Source organism: Aminobacter ciceronei (genome assembly GCF_014138625.1).
In the GTDB taxonomy this organism is placed as follows: Bacteria; Pseudomonadota; Alphaproteobacteria; order Rhizobiales; family Rhizobiaceae; genus Aminobacter; species Aminobacter ciceronei.
The window spans coordinates 145,662-168,004 of record NZ_JACJHY010000012.1 but is presented as its reverse complement, the minus strand read 5'-3'; the positions used below and the strand labels follow the sequence as shown (position 1 = coordinate 168,004).

Annotated in this window: 22 protein-coding genes; 15 read left to right on the top strand and 7 right to left on the bottom strand. The window is 63.7% G+C overall.

What is annotated here, in order from left to right; genetic code table 11:
• Positions 1-141 precede the first annotated feature (141 nt).
• Positions 142-804 (bottom strand): YggS family pyridoxal phosphate-dependent enzyme, encoded by a 663-nt coding sequence (locus tag HNQ95_RS14455; protein ID WP_182574246.1) that lies wholly within the window; start codon positions 802-804, stop codon positions 142-144.
• 143 nt (positions 805-947) lie between these two features.
• Between HNQ95_RS14455 and leuS the strand changes: the two genes are divergently transcribed.
• The 3 genes from leuS to HNQ95_RS14440 are packed head-to-tail and all read left to right on the top strand — an operon-like array spanning position 948 to position 5,283.
• Positions 948-3,578 (top strand): leucine--tRNA ligase, encoded by a 2,631-nt coding sequence (gene leuS / locus HNQ95_RS14450; protein WP_182574247.1) that lies wholly within the window; start codon positions 948-950, stop codon positions 3,576-3,578.
• The gene (gene lptE, locus HNQ95_RS14445; protein ID WP_154386216.1) at positions 3,565-4,128 is read left to right on the top strand and encodes an LPS assembly lipoprotein LptE; all 564 of its coding nucleotides are present in this window, start codon (positions 3,565-3,567) and stop codon (positions 4,126-4,128) included. The genes leuS and lptE overlap by 14 nt, the downstream gene beginning before the upstream one ends.
• A gap of 24 nt (positions 4,129-4,152) precedes the next feature.
• The gene (locus tag HNQ95_RS14440) at positions 4,153-5,283 is read left to right on the top strand and encodes an AAA family ATPase (protein ID WP_182574248.1); all 1,131 of its coding nucleotides are present in this window, start codon (positions 4,153-4,155) and stop codon (positions 5,281-5,283) included.
• Between the two features lie 7 nt (positions 5,284-5,290).
• Here HNQ95_RS14440 and HNQ95_RS14435 read toward each other — a convergent pair whose 3' ends face one another.
• Positions 5,291-6,181: a DMT family transporter gene (locus HNQ95_RS14435; RefSeq protein ID WP_182574249.1), complete on the bottom strand. Its 891-nt coding sequence runs from the start codon at positions 6,179-6,181 to the stop codon at positions 5,291-5,293.
• Positions 6,182-6,314: 133 nt separating this feature from the next.
• Here HNQ95_RS14435 and HNQ95_RS14430 point away from each other — a divergent pair, with 133 nt between their 5' ends.
• Positions 6,315-6,752, top strand: coding sequence for an Lrp/AsnC family transcriptional regulator (locus tag HNQ95_RS14430; protein ID WP_067956542.1), 438 nt, complete (start codon positions 6,315-6,317; stop codon positions 6,750-6,752).
• Positions 6,753-6,812: 60 nt separating this feature from the next.
• Here HNQ95_RS14430 and fsa read toward each other — a convergent pair whose 3' ends face one another.
• Positions 6,813-7,466: a fructose-6-phosphate aldolase gene (fsa, locus tag HNQ95_RS14425; RefSeq protein ID WP_182574250.1), complete on the bottom strand. Its 654-nt coding sequence runs from the start codon at positions 7,464-7,466 to the stop codon at positions 6,813-6,815.
• A 90-nt stretch (positions 7,467-7,556) separates the two neighbouring features.
• Between fsa and HNQ95_RS14420 the strand changes: the two genes are divergently transcribed.
• Positions 7,557-9,740 (top strand): primosomal protein N', encoded by a 2,184-nt coding sequence (locus tag HNQ95_RS14420; protein WP_154386213.1) that lies wholly within the window; start codon positions 7,557-7,559, stop codon positions 9,738-9,740.
• Here the strand turns inward: HNQ95_RS14420 and HNQ95_RS14415 are convergent, their stop codons facing one another.
• The gene (locus tag HNQ95_RS14415; protein WP_169808305.1) at positions 9,741-10,259 is read right to left on the bottom strand and encodes an SAM-dependent methyltransferase; all 519 of its coding nucleotides are present in this window, start codon (positions 10,257-10,259) and stop codon (positions 9,741-9,743) included.
• Positions 10,260-10,386: 127 nt separating this feature from the next.
• Here HNQ95_RS14415 and HNQ95_RS14410 point away from each other — a divergent pair, with 127 nt between their 5' ends.
• The 6 genes from HNQ95_RS14410 (at position 10,387) to HNQ95_RS14385 (ending at position 16,126) form a co-directional block, all read left to right on the top strand.
• On the top strand, positions 10,387-10,782 hold the full coding sequence (locus tag HNQ95_RS14410) for an AGROH133_08824 family phage infection protein (RefSeq protein ID WP_067956549.1): 396 nt from the start codon (positions 10,387-10,389) through the stop codon (positions 10,780-10,782).
• Between the two features lie 238 nt (positions 10,783-11,020).
• Positions 11,021-11,581 (top strand): F0F1 ATP synthase subunit delta, encoded by a 561-nt coding sequence (locus tag HNQ95_RS14405; protein WP_182574251.1) that lies wholly within the window; start codon positions 11,021-11,023, stop codon positions 11,579-11,581.
• Positions 11,581-13,110: a F0F1 ATP synthase subunit alpha gene (gene atpA / locus HNQ95_RS14400; protein WP_067956554.1), complete on the top strand. Its 1,530-nt coding sequence runs from the start codon at positions 11,581-11,583 to the stop codon at positions 13,108-13,110. Before HNQ95_RS14405 ends, atpA begins: the two co-directional genes overlap by 1 nt.
• 16 nt (positions 13,111-13,126) lie before the next feature.
• On the top strand, positions 13,127-14,011 hold the full coding sequence (locus tag HNQ95_RS14395; protein ID WP_067956556.1) for a F0F1 ATP synthase subunit gamma: 885 nt from the start codon (positions 13,127-13,129) through the stop codon (positions 14,009-14,011).
• Positions 14,012-14,075: 64 nt separating this feature from the next.
• Positions 14,076-15,623 carry a F0F1 ATP synthase subunit beta gene (gene atpD / locus HNQ95_RS14390; RefSeq protein ID WP_067956557.1) on the top strand — a complete coding sequence of 516 codons (1,548 nt, stop codon included), beginning with the start codon at positions 14,076-14,078 and terminating at the stop codon, positions 15,621-15,623.
• A gap of 104 nt (positions 15,624-15,727) precedes the next feature.
• Positions 15,728-16,126 carry a F0F1 ATP synthase subunit epsilon gene (locus HNQ95_RS14385; RefSeq protein WP_067956560.1) on the top strand — a complete coding sequence of 133 codons (399 nt, stop codon included), beginning with the start codon at positions 15,728-15,730 and terminating at the stop codon, positions 16,124-16,126.
• Positions 16,127-16,241: 115 nt separating this feature from the next.
• On the opposite strand, the gene HNQ95_RS14380 is transcribed toward HNQ95_RS14385, so the two are convergent.
• The 3 genes from HNQ95_RS14380 to HNQ95_RS14370 form a co-directional block, all read right to left on the bottom strand.
• Entirely contained in the window at positions 16,242-17,333 is a 1,092-nt protein-coding gene (locus HNQ95_RS14380; RefSeq protein ID WP_154386210.1) for a CaiB/BaiF CoA transferase family protein, read from the bottom strand.
• 79 nt (positions 17,334-17,412) lie between these two features.
• Positions 17,413-17,883 carry a nucleoside deaminase gene (locus tag HNQ95_RS14375; RefSeq protein ID WP_182574252.1) on the bottom strand — a complete coding sequence of 157 codons (471 nt, stop codon included), beginning with the start codon at positions 17,881-17,883 and terminating at the stop codon, positions 17,413-17,415.
• A 10-nt stretch (positions 17,884-17,893) separates the two neighbouring features.
• Positions 17,894-18,487: an ankyrin repeat domain-containing protein gene (locus HNQ95_RS14370; protein ID WP_210283768.1), complete on the bottom strand. Its 594-nt coding sequence runs from the start codon at positions 18,485-18,487 to the stop codon at positions 17,894-17,896.
• A 274-nt stretch (positions 18,488-18,761) separates the two neighbouring features.
• On the opposite strand from HNQ95_RS14370, the gene rfbA reads away from it, so the two are divergent.
• The 4 genes from rfbA to rfbD are packed head-to-tail and all read left to right on the top strand — an operon-like array spanning position 18,762 to position 22,156.
• Positions 18,762-19,643 carry a glucose-1-phosphate thymidylyltransferase RfbA gene (gene rfbA / locus HNQ95_RS14365; protein WP_067956564.1) on the top strand — a complete coding sequence of 294 codons (882 nt, stop codon included), beginning with the start codon at positions 18,762-18,764 and terminating at the stop codon, positions 19,641-19,643.
• A complete protein-coding gene (gene rfbC / locus HNQ95_RS14360; protein ID WP_154386206.1) occupies positions 19,636-20,199 on the top strand; it encodes a dTDP-4-dehydrorhamnose 3,5-epimerase in 564 nt (187 codons plus the stop codon). Before rfbA ends, rfbC begins: the two co-directional genes overlap by 8 nt.
• Positions 20,196-21,275, top strand: coding sequence for a dTDP-glucose 4,6-dehydratase (gene rfbB, locus HNQ95_RS14355; RefSeq protein ID WP_246787030.1), 1,080 nt, complete (start codon positions 20,196-20,198; stop codon positions 21,273-21,275). Before rfbC ends, rfbB begins: the two co-directional genes overlap by 4 nt.
• Entirely contained in the window at positions 21,272-22,156 is an 885-nt protein-coding gene (rfbD, locus tag HNQ95_RS14350; RefSeq protein WP_182574254.1) for a dTDP-4-dehydrorhamnose reductase, read from the top strand. Before rfbB ends, rfbD begins: the two co-directional genes overlap by 4 nt.
• Positions 22,157-22,343: the final 187 nt, after the last annotated feature.

The window sequence follows — 22,343 nt, the reverse complement described above, 5'->3', positions numbered from 1 at the left end:
TCTCAAGTGCGGTTTGTTCAGGGCCGGCTCGCTTCAACATCACCCACTGAATCACAAACCCCCAACTCTCGCCAGGGGTTTGTCAGCAGTCTGAGGCCGGGATGCAGATCCCGGCCTTTTGTGTTCGTGGCTGCTGGCATCTCAGCGGGTGCCGAAGATCGCCGAGCCGACCCGCACGCTGGTGGCGCCGAATGCAATCGCAAGTTCGTAGTCGCCCGACATGCCCATCGAAAGCTTCCCGACATCGGCTTCGCGCGCCAGTTTTTCCAGCAGGGCAAAATGCGGGCCGGGGTTTTCGTCAGCCGGCGGGATGCACATCAGGCCTTCGATGGCGAGGTTGTGGACCTCGCGGCAGCGCTTGACGAAGGCGACCGCTTCGCGTGGCTCGATGCCGGCCTTTTGCGGTTCGGAGCCGGTGTTGACCTGGACGTAGAGGTTCGGCGACCGGCCCTGCTTCTCGATTTCCCGGGCGAGCTCGGCGGCAATCTTCTCGCGGTCGACAGTCTCGATGACGTCGAACAGGGCGACCGCCTCCTTGGCCTTGTTGGATTGCAGCGGGCCGATCAGATGAAGCTCGATGTCGGAGATCTCCGCCTTCAGCTGCGGCCACTTGCCTTGCGCTTCCTGGACGCGGTTTTCGCCGAAGACGCGCTGTCCGGCTTCGATGACGGGGCGGATGTGCTCGGCATCGAAGGTCTTGGAGACCGCCACCAGCACTGTCGAGCCCTCTGGCCTGTTGGCCTCGCGCTCGGCCGCACCTATCTTATGCTTCACCAGAGTGAGCTGTTCGACCGACTTTTCCATGCCGCTGGCCCTGCTGCTTTTTGCCCGCCTCCAGCCTGCCGGAGTTGACGGGTCCGGGAATCCATGATGAACACCCGGCAACGATTTCCTGAACCGCGGGTTTTCGCCCCGGTCCATGCACGCTTTTAAGTGAAAAACATCCGATGGCAACCGAACGATACAATCCGCGCGCGTCCGAACCCAAATGGCAGAAGGCCTGGGGCGAGGCAAAGCTCTTCGAGACCGACAACGACGATCCCCGGCCGAAATACTACGTGCTGGAAATGTTCCCCTATCCGTCGGGGCGCATCCATGTCGGCCACGTCCGCAACTACGCGATGGGCGACGTCGTCGCGCGCTTCCGCCGCGCCATGGGCTACAACGTGCTCCATCCGATGGGCTGGGATGCCTTCGGCATGCCAGCGGAAAACGCTGCGATGAAGAACAAGGTCCATCCCAAGGACTGGACCTACCAGAACATCGCCACGATGCGCACGCAGCTGAAGTCGATGGGCCTGTCGCTCGACTGGAGCCGTGAGTTCGCCACCTGCGACGTCGACTATTACCACCGCCAGCAGATGCTGTTCATCGACTTCGTCGAGAAGGGACTGGTCACCCGCAAGTCGTCCAAGGTCAACTGGGATCCCGAGGACATGACCGTGCTCGCCAACGAGCAGGTCATCGACGGACGCGGCTGGCGTTCCGGCGCACTGGTCGAACAGCGTGAACTGACGCAGTGGTTCTTCAAGATCACCGATTTTGCACAGGACCTGTCGGACGCGCTCGACGGCCTCGACGAGTGGCCCGAGAAGGTCAAGCTGATGCAGCGCAACTGGATCGGCCGTTCGGAGGGGCTGCTGATCCGCTGGCCGCTGGCCGCCGGTACCGCACCTGCGGGTGAGAACGAACTGGAAGTCTACACGACGCGTCCGGACACGATCTTCGGCGCCTCCTTCATGGCGATCTCGGCCGACCATCCGCTGGCCAGGAAGGCCGCCGAGAGCAAGCCTGAGCTCGCCGCCTTCATGGACGACGTGCGCCGCATGGGTACGTCGGTTGCAGCGCTTGAAACGGCCGAGAAGAAGGGCATGGACACCGGCATCCGCGTCGTCCATCCGTTCGACCCGAGCTGGACGCTGCCGGTCTATGTCGCCAATTTCGTGCTGATGGACTACGGTACGGGCGCCATCTTCGGCTGCCCTTCGGGCGACCAGCGCGACCTCGATTTCGCCAACAAGTATGGCCTGCCGGTGGTTCCTGTCGTGATGCCGGAGGGCGGCGATGCCGCGACCTTCCAGATCACCGAGGAGGCCTATACCGACGACGGCGTGATGATCAATTCGCGCTTCCTCGACGGCATGAAGCCGGAGGCGGCGTTCAACGACGTTGCCACCCGTCTCGAGCAGATCTCGATCGGCAATCGCCCGATGGGCGAGCGCAAGGTGCAGTTCCGCCTGCGCGACTGGGGCATTTCGCGCCAGCGCTACTGGGGCTGCCCGATCCCGATGATCCACTGCGAGGATTGCGGTGTCGTGCCGGTGCCGAAGGCCGATCTGCCTGTCAGGCTGCCCGACGACGTCGAGTTCGACCGCCCGGGCAATCCGCTCGACCGTCACCCGACCTGGCGCCACGTCAACTGCCCGCAATGCGGCAAGGCGGCACGCCGCGAGACCGACACGATGGACACGTTTGTCGATTCGTCGTGGTATTTCGCGCGCTTCACCGCACCTTGGGAAAACGAACCGACCGATCCGAAGGCCGCCAATGAGTGGCTGCCGGTCGATCAGTATATCGGCGGCATCGAGCATGCGATCCTGCACTTGCTCTATTCGCGCTTCTTCACCCGCGCGATGAGCAAGGCCGGCCACCTCGACCTGTCCGAACCCTTCAAGGGCCTGTTCACGCAAGGCATGGTCGTGCATGAGACCTACCGTCTCGGCAGCGGCCCGAACGGCGAGTGGGTTTCGCCGAGCGACGTCAAGATCGAGGAGACCGACGGCAAGCGGCGGGCGACGCTGATTGCGACCGGCGAGCCGGTGGAGATCGGCTCGATCGAGAAGATGTCGAAGTCGAAGAAGAACGTTGTCGACCCCGACGACATCATCGCGAGCTATGGCGCCGACACTGCGCGCTGGTTCGTGCTCAGCGATTCGCCGCCCGAACGTGACGTGGTGTGGACCGAGGCCGGCGTCGAGGGCGCGCATCGTTTCGTGCAACGCGTCTGGCGCCTGGTGTCCGAATCGGCGGAGGCGTTGGCCCAAGCGGAAGCCAGGGCAGCCGGCGAAGGCGATGCGGCGGCCGTCTCGAAGGCGGCGCACAAGGCGCTGAAGTCGGTCGGCGAGGACATCGGCAAGCTCGCCTTCAACAAGGCCGTTGCGCGCATCTACGAGCTGACCAACACGCTGCAGGGGCCGCTTGCCGACGCTGCCGCCGGCAAGGCTTCGGCCGAGATGGTCTCGGCGCTGCGCGAGGCTGTCGACATCCTGATCGTGATGATCGCGCCGATGATGCCGCATCTGGCCGAAGAGTGCTGGGCAGCGCTGCAGGGCGATGGCCTGGTTGCCGATCGTCCGTGGCCAAAGTTCGATGCAGCACTCGTCGTCGACAACGAAATCACTTATCCGGTCCAGATCAACGGCAAGAAAAGAGCTGATTTGACAATCGCCCGCGACGCAGATCAATTGACCGTCGAAAAAGCGGCGCTGGCACTGGAAGCAGTGCAGAAGGCGCTGGATGGGAAGTCGCCGCGCAAGGTGATTGTTGTGCCGCAGAGGATCGTCAATGTCGTTGCCTGAGGCGCGGAATTCTGCCCGTTCGTTGCGTGTTGCTGCGCGTCTGGCTTTGGTTGCCACGCTTGCACTGGCATCTGCCTGCACCGTGCGCCCGCTTTATTCGGACGGTCCGGCACAGGCGGGTGTCGAGGCCGGCACGGCGACACAACTGGCCTCGATCAACATCAAGCCGGTCAACACCCGCTACGGCCAGGAAGTCCGCAACCATCTGATCTTCATGTTCAATGGCGGTGCCGGCCAGCAAGCAGCGGCGCCATACACGATGGATCTGGCGGTGACAGCGTTGAGCGAATCGGCGCTGCTCGCCGCCGTGACCACCAAGGACGACGAGCCCACCACCGGCACGATGACCCTGACCGGCACCTATATCATCACCGATATCAAGACCGGCAAGCGTATCGCTTCGGGCAAGCGCAACGTCTCGGCGTCGTTCGACCGGCCGCGCCAGGAGTTCGCCACGCTGCGGGCGCAGCGTGATGCCGAAAACCGTGCGGCGCGCGAACTGGCCGAACTGCTCAGGCTGGCCATCGCCCAGGACATGTCCAAGGGCTGACGCCCTCTTCAAAGGGATGGGTCGATGCGGCTGACATCCTTTTCGGCCGCAGGCTATCGATCGCTGCGATCGATCCGGCTCGACATCGGCCAAGTCTCGATTTTCGTCGGCGAGAACGGTGTCGGCAAGTCCAATCTCTATCGGGCGCTGCAGCTCATCAAGGCGTCCGCCGAGGGAACGCTGGCGCGCGAGATCGCCGGCGAGGGCGGCATGAACTCAGCCCTGTGGTCGGGCACTCGCCGCATCGGGCAGCCGGCCCGCGTGATCATCGACGCTCAATTCGTCGATGACGAGACGGCCGTGTGCTATGCCTACAAGGTCGAGATCGGTCTGCCGCCGCCGCTATCGGCGGGTTTCGCCTTTGAACCGCACGTCAAGGAAGAGAGCCTGACCATCGAGGCAGGACGTCGACCGGTCGAGATGATGTCGCGCAAGGGGCAGGCCATTTTTGCCCGCGACGGAGACGGTCGCCGGTTCGAGCACCCCGAACGTGTCCTGAACTCAGAAACCGCGCTGGCTCTGCTCGGCGGCGCTGGCCGCTATCCCGAGGTTGGCGACATGCGCGCCGCCGTTGCCGGCTGGCGATTCTATCACGGCTTCCGAACGGACGCAGATTCGCCGGTGCGGCGGGCAGCACTTGCAACGACGTCGCCCATGCTCGACGAGGACGGCGCCAATCTGGCGGCCGTCTTTGCAACGCTGAGGCATATCCGCGAGGACACCGTCGATCTCGACCGCTGTATCGCCGATGCGCTTGGCGGTGCACAACTCGACGTGCCCGTGCCGGGAGAAACCGCGACATTCGGGCTGGTGTTGCCCGAATTCCCGCAGCGTGTGTTCAGGCCGCAGGAACTGTCGGACGGCCAGACCCGCTTCCTGGCGCTGGCGGGTGCGCTTTTGTCCTACAGGCTACCGAAACTCATTGCGCTCAACGAGCCCGAGTCGAGCCTGCATCCGCGCATGATGCCGGCACTCGCCGACATGGTCGCGCGGGCCGCCGAGCGCACGCAGGTGTGGGTGGTGACACATTCGCGCGAGCTTGCCGACCTGATCCGAGACCGCACCGGGTCGCGGGCGCTGACGGTGGTGCGCAATGAAGGTGCGACGACGATCGAAGGCATGCGCGCGACAGGGCAGATGCCCGACGACGATTGATGCCGGCTCAGGCACGCGCAACGCGCCGCTTCACCAACGTCCAGCCGAGCGTCATCCCGGCGGCGGCGATCAGGATCGCTGCGGCGCCGAGCAGCTGCAGCGGCTGCAGACGATGGCCAAAAGCCAGGAAGTCGGCCAGGATCGCAACGACTGGATAGATGAAGGACAGCGCCCCCACGAGGTTCGTCGGCAGCTTCTGGATCGCGCCGTAGAGCAGGATGTACATCACGCCGGTATGGACGACGCCGACCGCGACAAGCAGCGTCCAGGTCTTCGCGTCGACCGGAAGCGCGGCGAAGTTGGCGAAGGGCGCGAGCATGAGGATGCCGACGGTCACCTGGATCAGCGCAATCAGATGCGGCGGCACACCCTTGAGCTTCTTGGTGATGATCGCGGCGATGGCGTAGAAGAAGGCAGCACCCAGCGCCAACAGGATGCCGGAGAGATAGTCGGTGCCGACGGCGCCGGCGTCCGGCTTGGACTGGACGATCAAAAGCATGCCGCCAAAGGCGATGCCGAGCCAGCTCAGCTTGGTCAGCGTCAGCCGCTCGCCGAACAACGTTGCCCCGAGCGCCACCAGGATGAAGGGCTGGGTGTTGTAGATGGCGGTCGCGATCGAGATCGAGGCGCGCGGGAAGGCCGCGAACAGCAGGATCCAGTTGGAGACTATAGCGACACCGCCGGCCGCGGCCCAGGCAATCTGGCGGCGCGTCATCACCTCGGGCCGGAACAGGCCGAGTGCGGCGCAGACGATCAGCAGGGTGATGGCGCCGAAGGCGCAGCGCCAGAACACCACATCCATCACCGGCTGGCCGGACAGGACGACGAACAGCCCGATCGTTCCCGAAATCACCATGGCGGCGGTCATTTCGACGGTTCCGCGCATCTTGTCCGACATGTCCCTGCTCCCTTGTTAGGCTGGGCACATTCTGCGCGGTAGCAGGGCGGAAAAACATGGCATTGAAGAGACGCTTTCTCGGTTCTCCCTGATAATGTAAGGTTGATGAATGATTTTGCCTTTGAGGTGAAAAATGCTTGATGACATCGACCGGCGCATGGTCGAAACCCTGGTCGAGGACGCCAGGATTTCCCTGAAGGAACTTGCCCAGAGGGTCGGGCTGTCGTCTCCGAGCGCATCGGAACGGCTGAAGCGGCTGGAGGAGCGTGGCGTCATCCGCGGCTTCACTGTCGATGTCGACCCGGCGGCGCTTGGCTACACGCTGCAGGCCATCGTCCGCATCCGGCCGCTGCCGGGCAAGCTGCACGTGGTGCAGGACCTGATCCAGCAGATCCCGCAATTCTCCGAATGCGACAAGGTGACTGGCGACGACTGCTTTGTCGGGCGGCTGCACATCCGCTCCATCGACGAGCTCGACACGATCCTTGACCGCATCGCCGACAAGGCGGAAACCAGCAGCTCGATCGTCAAGGCGCAGCCGGTCAAGCGCAGGCTGCCGCCGCTTCTCTGAGCAGCAGACACAAAGAAGCCGGCGCTGATGGCGCCGGCTTTCGTCGTTCTGGCTGGAAGATCAGCCGATCTTCTGGCCGGTCTTGGCCCAGTCGGCCAGGAACATTTCGAGGCCCTTGTCGGTCAGCGGGTGCTTGACCAGTGCCTTCAGCGTTGCCGGCGGGATGGTGGCGACGTCGGCGCCGATCAGGGCGGCGCGTTTGACGTGCTCCGTCGAGCGGATCGAAGCGGCCAGGATCTCGGTGTCGAAGCCGTAATTGTCATAGATGTGGCGGATCTCGGCGATCAGCTCCATGCCGTCGACGGCCATGTCGTCGAGACGGCCGATGAAGGGCGAAATGAAGGTGGCACCGGCCTTGGCGGCGAGCAGGGCCTGGTTGGCGGAGAAGCACAGCGTGACGTTGACCATGCGGCCCTCCGAGGTCAGCGCGCGGCAGGCCTTGAGCCCTTCCAGCGTCAGCGGCACCTTGATGCAGATGTTGTCGGCGATCTTCGACAGCACCGCCGCTTCCTTCATCATCTCGGCATATTCGGTGGCAGCGACTTCGGCCGAGACCGGGCCTTCGACGATGTCGCAGATTTCCTTGGTCACTTCGGCGATGTTGCGGCCGGACTTGAGGATCAGCGACGGATTGGTGGTGACGCCGTCGAGAAGGCCGAGCTCGTTGAGCTCGCGGATGTCCTTCACGTCGGCGGTGTCGACGAAAAACTTCATAACTGTCTCCTTGGTGATGGAAGGGTGCCTCAGGCACACCGCACATGTCGGCCTTTGCTCTAAACCAAGTTCGGGGCAAGGTCACGCGTCATGACCGCCGATTCGCCAAGAACCAGGGCCGCCCCCGTGCTGGTGCCGATGCCGGCCGAGCGCGCCTACTCCTATGCCGTTCCCGACGGCATGCAGGTGGTGCCCGGCTCGATCGTGCGCGTGCCGCTCGGCCCGCGCGAGGTGGCAGGCATCGTCTGGGACGGACCGGTCGAAGCGGTCGATCCGAAGAAGCTCAGGCCGATTGCGCATGTCTTCGATTGTCCCCCCGTCAATGACGAGATGCGCCGGCTGGTCGACTGGATCGCCCACTACACCCTGTCGCCGCCCGGCATGGTGGCGCGAATGATCCTGCGCGCGCCCGAGGCCTTCGATCCGGAGCCCTGGACGGAAGGGCTCAAGCGCAGCGACGGCGAGCCCGACCGAATGACTGCGGCGCGCGCCCGTGTGCTCGAAATGGCCAATGACGGCATAGCCTGGACGCGCTCGGGCCTGGCGCATGCTGCCGGCGTTTCCTCCACCGTCATCGACGGGTTGAGGGCGCAAGGCGTATTCGAGACGGTGATGATCCCGCCGCGCCCGGTGGTGGCGCCGCCCGATACGTCCTACACCAGCGCAGAGCTCACCAATGACCAGGAGGCAACCGCGGCAAGCTTGCGCGCCCAGGTCGAGGCCGACAAATTCGCGGTCACGCTGATCGACGGCGTCACCGGCTCGGGCAAGACGGAAGTCTATTTCGAAGCGGTGGCGGCGGCGCTCGACAAAGGCAAGCAGGTGCTGATCCTGCTGCCTGAAATCGCGCTGACGCAGGCCTTCCTCGAGCGCTTCCAGAACCGATTTGGCACCAAGCCCGCCGAGTGGCATTCGGACCTGCCGCCGCGGATGCGCGAGCGCGTCTGGCGCCAGGTCGCCGAGGGTGGCGTGCGGGTGGTGGCTGGCGCCCGCTCGGCCCTGTTCCTGCCGTTCAACAATCTCGGGCTGATCGTCGTCGACGAAGAACATGACCCTGCTTACAAGCAGGAGGACCGCGTCTTCTACAATGCCCGCGACATGGCGGTGGTGCGGGGCCATATCGGCGGCTTTCCTGTCGTGCTGGCGTCAGCCACGCCGTCGGTTGAGAGCCGGGTCAACGCCGAGCAGGGCAAGTATGCGCGTTCGGTGCTTTCAGCCCGTTTCGCCGAGGCGGCGCTGCCACAGCTGGCGACGGTCGACATGCGGCGCTCGCCACCCGCGCGCGGCGGCTTCCTGTCGCCGGTGCTGCTCGGCAAGATGCGCGAAACCCTTGGCCGGCAGGAGCAGTCGCTGCTGTTCCTCAACCGGCGCGGTTATGCGCCGCTGACGCTCTGCCGGGTCTGCGGTCACCGCTTCGGCTGCCCGGTCTGTTCGGCCTGGCTGGTCGAGCATCGCTTTCGTGGCCAGTTGGTCTGCCACCATTGCGGCCACAACGAGAAGCGGCCCGAGGCCTGCCCGGAATGCGGCACCTTCGATCATCTCGTCGCCTGCGGGCCGGGCGTCGAACGCATTGCCGAGGAAGTGGTTTCGCATTTCCCCGACGCGCGCACCATCGTGCTGTCCTCGGACATGCTGGGCGGCGTGAAACGGCTCAGGCTGGAACTGGAGGCGATCGCCAATGGCGAAGCCGATATCGTCATCGGTACCCAGCTCGTCGCCAAGGGGCACAACTTTCCGAACATGACGCTGGTCGGCGTGGTCGACGCCGATCTTGGCCTCGCGAATGGCGACCCGCGTGCCGCCGAGAGGACCTATCAGCTGTTGTCGCAGGTGACCGGCCGGGCAGGGCGCACCGGCAAGAAGAGCCTTGGCCTGCTGCAGACCTTCCAGCCCGACCATCCGGTCATGCGGGCGATTGTCTCGGGCGATTCGGAGGCCTTCTACGATCGTGAGATCGCCGAGCGCGAGCGTTCCGCCCTGCCTCCCTACGGCCGGCTCGCCGGCATCATCGTCAGCGCGGCAACGCGGCCCGAGGCCGAGAGCCATGCGCGTGGTCTGCGCCGCGCAGCCCAGGTGGCGCAGGATGTCCATGTGCTCGGGCCAGCGGAGGCGCCGCTGGCGCTCATCGGCGGCCGCCATCGCTTCCGTTTGCTGGTCCAGGCCGACAGGAAGGCCGACATACAGGGCTACATCCGCGCGCTGCTTGCCGCCGGGCCCAAGCTGCGCGGATCGGTGCGCGTGCAGGTCGACATCGATCCGCAGAGTTTCCTGTGATCAGGCCATGGGCCGGGTGATCATGCCGAGCAGCGGCGGCGTCGCTGCAGGGCCGTACATGGTTTTTTCCAGCACATAGCCGCCCGCCTTGAGGCGCACCTCGATGGCGTGCGCGATAGCTGAGATCTGGCCGGCGCTTGGCGGCTCGAAGAACAGGTACAGTTTGCCCTCCGGGGCGAGCAGCGACCGGATCAGCTTGAGTTCGCGCGCCGCCTCCAGCCAGAACAGGTTGACGTTGATGGCGAAGATCTTGTCGAAGTGCCGACCGCCACCGCTCCAATCCGCGAGTGCCCCCTGCGCCAACGCTGCCTTGCCGGCCGATATCGCTGCGCGATTTCTCTCGTCGGCGGAGCTTACGGCGCTGTCCGAGCGATCGAGCCCGATAATGTGACCATCGGTCAACAGCGGCGTGATTTCAGCCATGGCGATGCCCCGCCCGCAGCCGATTTCCAGCAGCCTGTCGCTTGGCTGAATGCCGAGGTGACTGATCGCCCAGACTATTCGCGCCGGTATGGCCATGGTCCCCTCCATCAGGCCCGCCGACCGCAGCATACTTGTTTCGGCCGTTCACACCAGTTGCGCTCTGGCGCTCGACACACCGTCGGATATGATCCCTGTGGATTCGAGGCCTGACCGGAGGGGAAATATGGAGTTCGCATTTCCGTGGCCGGCGAGCCAGGGCGAGTGGCTGGCGTGGAGCTCGGCGGCGGTCACGCTGCTGTTCGGCGTCATCCTGTTCTTTGCCCCGAGAATCGCCTTCCGCCTGCTCAGGCTGCAGGCAAGGCCGGACAATCCGGAAGCCATCGCCCAGGGTCGCGCCACTATGGCCGGCTTCTTCCTCGGGGTTGGGCTGTGCGCGATTCTGCTAGCCCAGCCATTGCTTTACATGGCGCTCGGCGTGTCGTGGCTGTTCACTGCCTTCGGCCGGATCGTCGCCATGATGTCGGACGGTGCCAACACCCCATACAATTGGGTGGCGATCGTTGTCGAACTGGCGCTGGCGGCCCTACCCCTTGGGTTTGTTTTCGGCTTCTGGCCGTGAATCGCCGTCAAGCCACAGCTCCGATGCGCAAGATGCGACAATAGTGCCTCAAAAGCCTGTTAGAGGACGTGTTGCGGTCCTCAAAAGCCTGTGCTAGACGGCAATCGACTTTCGGCCGGGGGGATGCGGCTGTCGCGAGCTCCGGGGTCAAAAAACGCAGTAAGGTCAAAGATTTAGCTAGAGTCTCACACTCGCGCCAACAATCTTGCGGCCTGTCAGACAAGAGAAAAGACGGTCCGTGACCCAATCTTCCTCGCCAATCTCCGGTGTTGCTGAGCGCTATGCGGGATCGTTGTTCGATCTCGCACTCGAAGCAGGCGCTGTTGCAAAGGTAGAAGCCGACCTCGGTCGTTTCGCGGTGCTGCTTGACGGCAGTGCTGATCTGGATCGCCTGATCAAGAGCCCGGTGTTCTCCGGCGAAGATCAGGAAAGGGCCATCTCGGCGATCGCCGACAAGGCCAAGATCACCGGCCTGGCCGGCAATTTCCTCCGCCTCGTGGCGCGCAATCGCCGCCTGTTCGCACTGCCCGGCATGATCAAGGCGTTCCGCCAGATCGCCGCCGAGCATCGTGGCGAGACCTCGGCAGAGGTGACTTCGGCGCATGCGTTGACCGCGGCGCAGGAAACGGAACTCAAGTCGGCGCTGAAGAGTGTCGCCGGCAAGGACGTGGCGATCTCGGTCGCGGTCGATCCTTCGCTGCTCGGCGGCCTGATCGTGAAGATGGGCTCGCGCCAGATCGATACGTCGCTCAAAACCAAACTCAATTCGCTCAAGCTTGCACTGAAAGAGGTCGGCTGATGGACATCCGCGCCGCGGAAATTTCCGCAATTCTGAAAGACCAGATCAAGAATTTCGGCAAGGAAGCCGAAGTTACCGAAGTCGGTCAGGTTCTGTCGGTGGGTGACGGTATCGCCCGCGTCTACGGTCTCGACAACGTCCAGGCGGGCGAAATGGTCGAGTTCCCGGGCGGCATCCGCGGCATGGCGCTGAACCTTGAAAGCGACAACGTCGGCGTCGTCATCTTCGGTGCCGACCGCGACATCAAGGAAGGCGACACCGTCAAGCGTACCGGCGCGATCGTCGACGTCCCGGTCGGTCCGGAGCTGCTCGGCCGCGTCGTCGACGCGCTCGGCAACCCGATCGACGGCAAGGGCCCGATCAAGGCGAAGGAGCGTCGCCGCGTCGACGTCAAGGCGCCCGGCATCATCCCCCGCAAGTCGGTGCATGAGCCGATGTCGACCGGCCTCAAGGCCATCGACGCCCTGATCCCGGTCGGCCGCGGTCAGCGCGAACTGGTCATCGGTGACCGTCAGACCGGCAAGACCGCCATCATTCTCGACACCATCCTGAACCAGAAGGCGATCCACGTCGCTGGTCCGGAGAAGGAAAAGCTCTACTGCGTCTACGTCGCCGTCGGCCAGAAGCGCTCGACCGTCGCGCAGTTCGTGAAGGTGCTCGAAGAGCGCGGCGCGCTCGAATATTCGATCATCATCGCCGCCACCGCCTCCGATCCGGCCCCGATGCAGTTCCTGGCTCCGTTCGCCGGCTGCGCCATGGGCGAATACTTCCGCGACAACGGCAAGCATGCCCTGATCGCTTATGACGATCTGTCCAAGCAGGCCGTCGCCTATCGCCAGATGTCGCTGCTGCTGCGCCGCCCGCCGGGCCGTGAAGCTTACCCGGGCGACGTCTTCTACCTGCACTCGCGCCTGCTTGAGCGTTCGGCCAAGCTGAACGACGAAAACGGCGCCGGCTCGCTGACCGCTCTGCCGGTCATCGAAACGCAGGCCAACGACGTCTCGGCCTACATCCCGACCAACGTGATCTCGATCACCGACGGCCAGATCTTCCTCGAGACCAATCTGTTCTTCCAGGGCATCCGTCCTGCCGTGAACGTCGGTCTGTCGGTGTCGCGCGTCGGCTCGTCGGCCCAGATCAAGGCGATGAAGCAGGTTGCAGGCTCGATCAAGGGCGAGCTCGCGCAGTACCGCGAAATGGCTGCCTTCGCGCAGTTCGGTTCCGACCTCGACGCGGCCACCCAGCGTCTGCTCAACCGCGGTGCGCGCCTGACCGAGCTGCTCAAGCAGCCGCAGTTCTCGCCGCTCAAGACCGAAGAGCAGGTGGCGGTGATCTTCGCCGGCGTCAACGGCTATCTCGACAAGCTGGCCCTCAACCAGGTCGGCAAGTTCGAGCAGGGCCTGCTGGCTTACATGCGCTCGGAAGGCAAAGACGTTCTCGACGGCATCCGTACGGAGAAGGCGCTTAGCGACGATCTCCGCGGCAAGCTCAAGGGGCACATCGACGCTTTCGCGAAAAACTTCGCCTGACACTGACGGATAAGGCATGGCCTCGCTAAAAGACCTCCGCAACCGTATCGCCTCGGTCAAGGCGACGCAGAAGATCACCAAGGCGATGCAGATGGTCGCCGCGGCGAAGCTGCGTCGCGCCCAGGAAGCTGCGGAAGCCGCGCGTCCCTACTCGCAGCGCATGGGTGCGGTTCTCGCGAATATCGCCCAGGCTGTCGGTGGCGGTGGCGATGCTCCGGCGCTGATGACCGGCACCGGCAAGGACGACGTGCATCTGCTCGTCGTCTGCACGGCCGAGCGCGGCCTGTGCGGCGGCTTCAACAGCCAGATTTCGCGTCTGGCTCGCGACCATGTCCGCAAGCTCCAGGGCCAGGGCAAGACGGTCAAGATCATCACCGTCGGCAAGAAGGGCTACGATGTCCTGCGTCGCGACTTCGCCTCGCTGATCATCGACCGCGTCGAACTGCGCGACGCCAAGCAGGTTGGCTTCGTCCATGCCGACATGATCGCCAAGAAGGTGATCACCCTGTTCAACCAGGGCGGCTTCGATGTCTGCACGCTGTTCTACTCCGAGTTCAAGTCGGTGATCAGCCAGGTTCCGACCGCGCAGCAGGTCATTCCTGCCGCCGCTCCTTCGGCCGGCGCCGATGCCGCGACCAGCGGCGGTGCGGTCTACGAATACGAGCCGGAGCCGGGCGAAATCCTCGGCGATCTCATTCCGCGCAACATCTCGGTGCAGATTTTCCGGGCGCTGCTGGAAAATGCTGCCGGCGAGATGGGTGCCAAGATGAGCGCGATGGACAATGCCACGCGCAACGCAGGCGACATGATCAACAAGCTGACGATCACGTACAACCGCCAGCGTCAGGCCCAGATCACCAAGGAACTGATCGAGATTATTTCGGGCGCCGAAGCGCTCTAGCCACGTGATGGCTCGCCGCAAGGCGGGTCCGCGTGAAACAACGAACGGACACAGAGGTTAAACGATGGCTAAAGCAGCTACTCCGAAAGCCGCTCCGGCGGCGGAAAAGGCCCCCGCAGCAAAGAAGGCGGCGCCTGCCAAGGCGGCCGCTGCCAAGGTCGAAAAGTCGGCGGTCGTCGCCTCCGGCGCGGGCCGCGTCTCGCAGGTCATCGGCGCTGTCGTCGACGTGCAGTTCGACGGCGAACTGCCGCCGATCCTGAACGCGCTCGAGACGATGAATGGCGACAACCGCCTTATCCTCGAAGTGGCACAGCACCTGGGCGAAAACACCGTCCGCTGCATCGCCATGGACATTTCGGAAGGCCTCGTTCGTGGCCAGGCCGTCCGTGACACCGGTTCGCCGATCATGGTTCCGGTCGGCGACGAGACGCTCGGCCGCATCATGAACGTCATCGGCGAGCCGGTCGACGAAGCCGGCCCGGTCAAGACCAAGTCCAAGCGCGCCATCCACCAGGAAGCGCCTGCCTATGTCGACCAGTCGACCGAAGCACAGATCCTGGTCACCGGCATCAAGGTCGTCGATCTGCTGGCTCCTTATGCCCGCGGCGGCAAGATCGGCCTGTTCGGCGGCGCCGGCGTCGGCAAGACCGTTCTGATCCAGGAACTGATCAACAACGTCGCCAAGGCGCACGGTGGCTACTCGGTGTTCGCCGGCGTCGGCGAGCGCACCCGCGAAGGCAACGATCTGTATCACGAAATGATCGAGTCGGGCGTCAACAAGGACCCGCACGAAAACAACGGCTCGACCGAAGGTTCGAAGTGCGCCCTGGTGTTCGGCCAGATGAACGAGCCGCCCGGTGCGCGCGCCCGCGTCGCCCTGTCGGGCCTGACCATCGCCGAGCACTTCCGCGACCAGGGCCAGGACGTGCTGTTCTTCGTCGACAACATCTTCCGCTTCACCCAGGCGGGTTCGGAAGTGTCGGCTCTGCTCGGCCGTATTCCTTCGGCCGTGGGCTATCAGCCGACGCTGTCGACCGATATGGGTGCGATGCAGGAACGCATCACCACCACCAACAAGGGCTCGATCACTTCGGTGCAGGCGATTTACGTCCCCGCCGACGACTTGACCGATCCGGCGCCGGCAACCTCGTTCGCGCACCTTGACGCGACGACGGTTCTCAACCGCGCGATCTCGGAAAAGGGTATCTACCCGGCCGTGGATCCGCTCGACTCGACCTCGCGCATGCTCGATCCGCTGATCGTCGGCGAAGAGCACTATTCCGTCGCCCGTCGCGTCCAGGAAATCCTCCAGCGCTATAAGTCGCTGCAGGACATCATCGCCATCCTGGGCATGGACGAGCTGTCGGAAGAGGACAAGGTCACGGTCGCCCGCGCCCGCAAGATCGAGCGCTTCCTGTCGCAGCCGTTCTTCGTCGCTGAAGTGTTCACCGGCTCGCCCGGCCAGCTGGTTCCGCTCGAAGACACCATCAAGAGCTTCAAGGGCCTGGTTGACGGCGAGTACGATCACCTGCCGGAAGCTGCCTTCTACATGGTCGGCGGTATCGACATGGCGATCGAGAAGGCCCAGCGCCTGGCTGCGGAAGCGGCATAATCATAACGCCGCAGCGCGGGCCCATGGTCCGCGCTGTTGCACCGATGACTGCCCAGTTGCGGGCAGGTCTGCTCGGAACTCCGTCCAAGCATTTGTGAGACACCATGGCTGAAGCATTCAAATTCGAACTGGTCTCGCCCGAGCGTCTGCTCGTTTCGGAGCAGGTCGAGTCCGTCGTCATTCCCGGTGCGGAAGGCGAAATGACTGTCATGGCCAACCATGCGCCTGTCATGACCACGATCAAGCCGGGCGTCGTGACGGTGAAGGCCGTTGGCGGCAAGGAAGAGCGCTACGTCGTGTTTGGCGGTTTCGCCGACATCGTCCCGGCAGGCTGCACGCTGCTTGCCGAATCGGCGACGCCGGTGAAGGACATCGACCGCGCCGAACTGCTGCGGCGCATCCAGGACGCACGCGAGGACGTCGCCGACGCCAAGGAAGACCAGGCCCGCACCAAGGCGGAAGCCTATCTCAACCACCTTTCGACCCTGGAAGCCGCGATCTGAGGATTTCTCGCCGGGTCAGGCACGTTCGACAGAATTGCTCAAGCCGTCGGCTCCACCGGCGGCTTTTTGCATTTTGGGGGTCTGTCGGCTGGGGTGGAGAGCTCGCGAGCTGGAGTTAGCCGCTCCACGCCCTGACCGCCTCGGCCAGCGGCAGCACCTCTCGAGGTCGGGCGCGCGCCTCGGTCGGCGTGCCGGAAAAGCGCGGGGTCGGAGCTGGTTGTGTCAGCCCGTTCAGTTGAACAAAGCTTTTCCGGGCGATGAGATGAGGATGTTGCGCCGCCTCGTGAAGGTCGAGCACCGGTGAAACGCAGGCGTCGGAGTGTTCCAGCAGAGCCAGCCATTCGGAGCTTGGGCGTCTGATGATCAGCGCTGCGATCTCGTCTTTCAGTGCTGGCCAATTGCGCCGGTCGGCGCGCAGGGCGTGGGCGGTGTCGTCCAGCCCGATGGCCTGGCGGAACAGTTCGAAGAACTGCGGTTCGATCGGACCGATGGCGATATGCCTGCCGTCTGCGCATTCATAGGTGCAGTAGTAGGGCGCGCCGCCGTCGAGCAGATTGGCTGCGCGCTGGGGCTGCCACTGGCCGGCGGAGGCCAGGTCGTAAGCCATGGTCATCAGTTGGACGGTGCCGTCGCAAATGGCAGCATCGACGACTTGCCCGGTGCCTGTACGCTGCGCCGACAGCAGGGCCGCGAGCATGCCGGAGACGAGGAACATGGCGCCGCCGCCGAAGTCGCCGACGAGGTTGAGCGGCGGCACGGGATGGCCGGCGGGGCCTATCGCCGCGAGCGCGCCTGATATGGCAATATAGTTGATGTCGTGGCCCGCATGGGTTGCCAGCGGACCTGTCTGCCCCCACCCCGTCATGCGGCCGTAGACGAGACGCGGATTGCGTTCCAGCAGGACATCAGGTCCCAACCCCAGCCGTTCCATGACAGCCGGCCGGAACCCTTCGATAAGGGCGTCGGCACTGTCGCAGAGTGTGCGAACCATCTCGGCCTGGACGGGATCCTTGAGATCGGCCTCCACGGTTGGACGCCCGCGTCCCGAAATCGGATCGGGAATTTTTGGCGTGGCCTCCGGGCGCGCGATGCGGATGACGTCGGCCCCCATGTCCGCGAACTGCATGGCGGCGAAGGGTGCAGGTCCGAGACCGACGAATTCGACGACGCGAAGCCCGGCAAGCGGGCCGGTTGCCGGTTTGGTCATGGTCCGCACTCCTTGTGGCGAAAACGAGAGGCTGGCGGAAGGGCTTGTGAAACCTTCCGGCCGGATTGGGGTGAAGAGCCTAGGATTGGGACTGTGCAGCCTGCCACTCGGCGTAAAGATGCTGGTGGTCCCGCGGGCGCACCGGGAGATATGCGACTTTCATCGTCTGTTCGGTCGCTGGCCGCGCCAGGTCGGCATAGACAGCTGCCGTCGACAGGCCATAGGGCGCGCCGTCGTCATTCGAATATGCATATGCGACTTCGGTTATGCCGGCCATGCGCATCGCGCCCATGCACATCGGGCAAGGATGGCCGCTTGCATAGACTGTGCAACCGTCGAGCCGTGGCGAGGCCAGGGCCTGACTTGCCGCCCGGATGGCCGACATTTCGGCATGGGCAGTCGGATCATTGGACGAGAGCACTTCATTGACGCCACAGGCGACGACCTCTCCGTTCCTGACCACAACCGCTCCGAAAGGACGGCCACCTCTCGAAATGTTCGCGCGCGCCAGCTCGATTGCATGGCAAAGGAACTCACTCGACTTGTCCAATTCGGCCTCCTCAGCGGGCGCCGGCGGCAACCAGGACCTTCTCGATCTCGGTGAAGCCGTGCCTGCGTGCGTTCTGCAGCGGCGTTACGCCGTCGCCGTCGGCAAGGTTGACGTCAGCACCGGCGTCGACGAGCAACTTGACGATCGCGACGTGGCGGGGACCGCCATCGCCGAGTACGATCGCCTCCAGCAGAGCCGTCCAGTTGAGCTTGTTGACGTGGTCGACCTCGACACCGGCCTCGATCAGCGTGCGCACGGTTTCGACATGACCGCGTTCGGCGGCCGGGATCAGGGCGGTGCCGCCATAGCGGTTGATGCTCTTGAGATCGGCGCCGTGGGCCAGCGTCATCTTCAGGATCTCGAGGTGTCCGCGTGCGCCGGCATAAAGATACGGGCTGTCATTGATGGCATCCTTGGCGTTGACGTCGGCGCCTGCGTCGATCAGCACCCTGGCAGCTTCGATCTGGTTGCCGTGGGTGGCGAGCAGAAGTGCGGTGCGGCCGCTGTCGTCGCGTGCGTCGATGCTGGCGCCCTTTGCAAGCAGGTCGCGGACAGCTGTCGCGTCACCCTTGCTCGCGCTTGCATGCAATTCACGTTCGAGCATGTTTTCTCCTGCGGCTGGTGCAATCCATGCCATGGCGGCGAATGCCAGGACAGAGGCGATCTTGAGCAATAGGCGGTTCATGTTCCTAATCTTTCGATACGTGTGGCCGAGCGGCTGGATAGCGGGTTCCGCTCCGCAAGTTTTACCTTCTGAAACCAAATCTGTTCGTGATTGTGGCAGACGAAGTTGATGTCTTGTTTGTGCGTCCCATACGGTCTATTGCGGTTTGTCAGCCGGGACGGGGGTCAGAAGGCAACGACACCAGGGATGTACCGTGAAGGGAATTATACTTGCGGGCGGTAGTGGCACGCGCCTCTACCCTGCAACACTTGCAGTATCGAAGCAGATACTTCCGATATATGATAAGCCGATGATCTATTATCCGCTCGGCGTTCTCATGCTGGCGGGTATTCAGGACATCCTTATCATCTCGACGCCGCGCGATCTGCCGCAGTTCCAGCAGTTGCTCGGCGACGGCTCGGCGTTTGGCGTGTCGTTTTCCTATGCCGTCCAACCTTCTCCCAACGGCTTGGCCGAAGCGTTCATCATCGGACGCGAGTTCATCGGCAACAGCCCGGTGGCGCTTATACTTGGCGACAACATCTTCTATGGCGACGGCCTGTCGGAGCGCTGTCGGGCAGCCGTTGCCCGCGAGAGCGGCGCTTCGGTCTTTGCCTACCATGTCGAGGATCCGCAGCGTTATGGCGTCGTGTCATTCGACCGGGAGACCCAGCGTGCCCTGTCGATCGAAGAAAAGCCTGCGCAGCCGCGCTCGAACTGGGCGGTGACAGGTCTCTATTTTTACGACAATTCGGTGGTCGACATTGCCTCGTCGATCAAGCCGTCGGCGCGTGGCGAACTGGAGATCACCGACGTCAACCGCACCTATCTCGAGCGCGATACGTTGCATGTCGTCCGCCTGGGCAGGGGCTACGCCTGGCTCGATACCGGCACTCATGACAGCCTCCACGAGGCGTCGTCCTTCGTGCGCACCATCGAGCATCGCCAGGGCATCAAGATCATGTGCCCGGAAGAGATCGGCTTCGAACTCGGCTGGGTCAGCGAAGAGGACGTGTTGCGCCGTGCCGCCGAGCTCGGCAAGACCGACTATGCCCGCTATCTCGAGCGCCGAGTCAGGGAAATCAGTCATGGTTGAGGTGAGCAAGCTCGGCCTGGACGGCGTTTGCGAAATACGCGTCCCCAGGTTCGATGACGCACGCGGTTTCTTTTCCGAGACCTGGAATGCCGGGAAGCTTGCCCAGGCAGGCATCGCCGTCGATTTCGTGCAGGACAATCACTCGCTGTCGCGGGAGCGCGGCGTGTTGCGGGGGCTGCATTTCCAGAAGCCGCCCTTTGCACAGGACAAGCTGGTGCGGGTCCTGCGCGGATCGATCTACGATGTCGCCATCGACATTCGCGTGGGCTCGCCGACCTTCGGCAAATGGGTGGGGCTGACGGTTTCCGCCAAAGAATGGAATCAGATATTGGTGCCCAAGGGCTTCGCGCATGGCTTTGTTACGCTCGAGCCCGACACCGAAGTTGCCTACAAGGTGTCGGCACCCTATTCGCAGCCGCATGACCGTTCGATCCGCTTCGATGACCCCGACATCGCGATCGACTGGCCGGTAGCCGCACAAGAGCTGATCCTGTCGGACAAGGATGCTGCCGCCCCCTTGCTGACTGATGTCGAAACCGGATTTGTCTACCCGTGAAAAACGTCCCTCAAACTGTGCTGGTCACCGGTGGCGCCGGTTTCATCGGCTCGGCCGTCTGCCGGCATCTGGTGGCAAGCGGCAAGTACCGCGTCGTTAACCTGGACAAACTGACCTATGCCGGCAACCTGACGTCGCTGCGTGATCTCGATGGCAATCCGAACTATGTCTTCCGGAAGGCCGACATCTGCGACACCGACAAGGTGCGCAAGATTCTCGCAGACGAAGCCGTCGATCTCGTCATGCACCTGGCGGCAGAAAGCCACGTCGACCGATCGATCGATGGGCCTATGGCCTTCGTCACCACCAATGTCGTTGGCACGGCGAGCCTGCTGCAGGCCGTGCTCGACCACTGGCGCAGCCTTGGGGAGGAGGCACGCAAGCGCTTCCGCTTCCATCACGTCTCGACCGACGAGGTGTTCGGCGACCTGCCTTTCGATTCCGGCGTCTTCACCGAGGACTCGCCCTACAAGCCGTCGTCGCCTTATTCGGCATCGAAGGCGGCGTCCGATCACTTCGTGCGCGCCTGGCACGAGACCTACGGATTGCCGGTTGTCCTTTCCAACTGTTCGAACAACTACGGGCCCTACCACTTCCCGGAAAAGCTGATCCCGCTGGTCATCGCCAACGCGTTGGATGAGCAGCCGCTGCCGGTCTATGGCAAAGGCGCAAACATCCGTGACTGGCTGTTCGTCGAGGATCACGCCAGGGCACTCGAAGCGGTCATGACCGGGGGCCGGATTGGTGAGAGCTACAACATCGGCGGACGTGCCGAACGCACCAATCTCGAAGTTGTCGAAGCCATCTGTGCCCTGCTTGATGCACGCCGCCCTCGCAATGGCGGCCGCTCGCATCTCGACCTCATCACCTATGTTACCGACCGGCCCGGACATGACCGGCGCTATGCCATCGATCCGACCAAGAGCGAGCAGGAACTGGGCTGGACGCCGCTGGAAACCTTTGAGACCGGCCTCGCCCGTACCGTCGACTGGTATCTCGCCAATGGCTGGTGGTGGCGCCCGATCCGCGAGCAGCGCTTCGACGGAACCCGCCAGGGATTGGTCGCTGCCAAGTGAAGATTCTGGTTACCGGAACATCCGGCCAATTGGCGCTCTCGCTTGCCGAGCGCGCCAAGGGAAAAGCAAATATCGTCCTTGTCGGTCGGCCTGACCTCGACCTTGAAGATCTCGCCACTTTTGCCCCGGTCCTGAAATCGGTCGCGCCTGATATGGTCATCAATGCCGCCGCGCACACCGGCGTCGATCAGCAGGAAGACGAACCCCAGCGTGCGTTTCGCATCAATGCCGAGGCGCCGGCGGAATTGGCTCGGCTGACCAGGCTTGCGGGCATACCGATCATCCAGGTTTCGACGGACTACGTGTTTGATGGCAAGGCGGCGCAGCCTTACTCAGAGACGGACATGCCCAACCCGCAGACGGTCTATGGCCGCAGCAAGCTGGCGGGCGAGGAAGCCGTCCGTGCCGGCAATCCGGACCACCTGGTGGTGCGCACGGCCTGGGTCGTCAGCCGCCATGGCCGCAACTTCGTCAAGACGATGCTCAGGCTCTCGGCGACACGCGACAGGCTGCAGGTCGTGGCCGACCAGTTCGGCAATCCGACGGAGGCCCGTGATCTCGCGGACGGCTTGCTGGCGGCAGCTGCCTCGTGGCGCAAGCAAGGCGGCTTTCCGCAGGGCCTCTACCATCTCGCCGGCCAGGGCCGCGCCAATTGGTTTGAGCTGGCCACTCATGTCTTTACCGTCAGTGCGTCGCTCGGCGGACCATCCGCGCTTGCAGAACCTGTCGGCAGTGAGCAATGGCCAGCAAAGGCCGCGCGGCCGGCGAATTCGCAACTGAGCTCGGACGCCTTTGCCCGCGATTTCAGCTACCGTGCCGGCGAGTGGCGAGAGCGGGTCGGGGGGCTGGTCACGGAACTGGTCGGATCTTCAAACAGGTGAATCTGATCCCGAGCGCTTTCGAAAGCGAACGCCAGTTGCCCGTTGCCGGAAGGTTCCCGTTTGGTTGATCACCCGATTGCTACGGCGGAAAGAAGCTGTGATTGTACAAATGTTGTCCGGACAGCCGTTTCGCTGCATAGATGCGAGACGAGGAAAAGCTCACTGCTTTGGGTAGGAGTCGACATTT

Excerpts from the sequence above, each read along its gene's own strand:
- HNQ95_RS14455 (WP_182574246.1), bottom strand. The coding sequence starts at position 804 with ATGGAAAAGTCGGTCGAACAGCTCACTCTGGTGAAGCATAAGATAGGT.
- leuS (WP_182574247.1), top strand. The coding sequence starts at position 948 with ATGGCAACCGAACGATACAATCCGCGCGCGTCCGAACCCAAATGGCAG.
- lptE (WP_154386216.1), top strand. The coding sequence starts at position 3,565 with ATGTCGTTGCCTGAGGCGCGGAATTCTGCCCGTTCGTTGCGTGTTGCT.
- HNQ95_RS14440 (WP_182574248.1), top strand. The coding sequence starts at position 4,153 with ATGCGGCTGACATCCTTTTCGGCCGCAGGCTATCGATCGCTGCGATCG.
- HNQ95_RS14435 (WP_182574249.1), bottom strand. The coding sequence starts at position 6,181 with ATGTCGGACAAGATGCGCGGAACCGTCGAAATGACCGCCGCCATGGTG.
- HNQ95_RS14430 (WP_067956542.1), top strand. The coding sequence starts at position 6,315 with ATGCTTGATGACATCGACCGGCGCATGGTCGAAACCCTGGTCGAGGAC.
- fsa (WP_182574250.1), bottom strand. The coding sequence starts at position 7,466 with ATGAAGTTTTTCGTCGACACCGCCGACGTGAAGGACATCCGCGAGCTC.
- HNQ95_RS14420 (WP_154386213.1), top strand. The coding sequence starts at position 7,557 with ATGACCGCCGATTCGCCAAGAACCAGGGCCGCCCCCGTGCTGGTGCCG.
- HNQ95_RS14415 (WP_169808305.1), bottom strand. The coding sequence starts at position 10,259 with ATGGCCATACCGGCGCGAATAGTCTGGGCGATCAGTCACCTCGGCATT.
- HNQ95_RS14410 (WP_067956549.1), top strand. The coding sequence starts at position 10,387 with ATGGAGTTCGCATTTCCGTGGCCGGCGAGCCAGGGCGAGTGGCTGGCG.
- atpA (WP_067956554.1), top strand. The coding sequence starts at position 11,581 with ATGGACATCCGCGCCGCGGAAATTTCCGCAATTCTGAAAGACCAGATC.
- HNQ95_RS14395 (WP_067956556.1), top strand. The coding sequence starts at position 13,127 with ATGGCCTCGCTAAAAGACCTCCGCAACCGTATCGCCTCGGTCAAGGCG.
- atpD (WP_067956557.1), top strand. The coding sequence starts at position 14,076 with ATGGCTAAAGCAGCTACTCCGAAAGCCGCTCCGGCGGCGGAAAAGGCC.
- HNQ95_RS14385 (WP_067956560.1), top strand. The coding sequence starts at position 15,728 with ATGGCTGAAGCATTCAAATTCGAACTGGTCTCGCCCGAGCGTCTGCTC.
- HNQ95_RS14380 (WP_154386210.1), bottom strand. The coding sequence starts at position 17,333 with ATGACCAAACCGGCAACCGGCCCGCTTGCCGGGCTTCGCGTCGTCGAA.
- HNQ95_RS14370 (WP_210283768.1), bottom strand. The coding sequence starts at position 18,487 with ATGCTCGAACGTGAATTGCATGCAAGCGCGAGCAAGGGTGACGCGACA.
- rfbC (WP_154386206.1), top strand. The coding sequence starts at position 19,636 with ATGGTTGAGGTGAGCAAGCTCGGCCTGGACGGCGTTTGCGAAATACGC.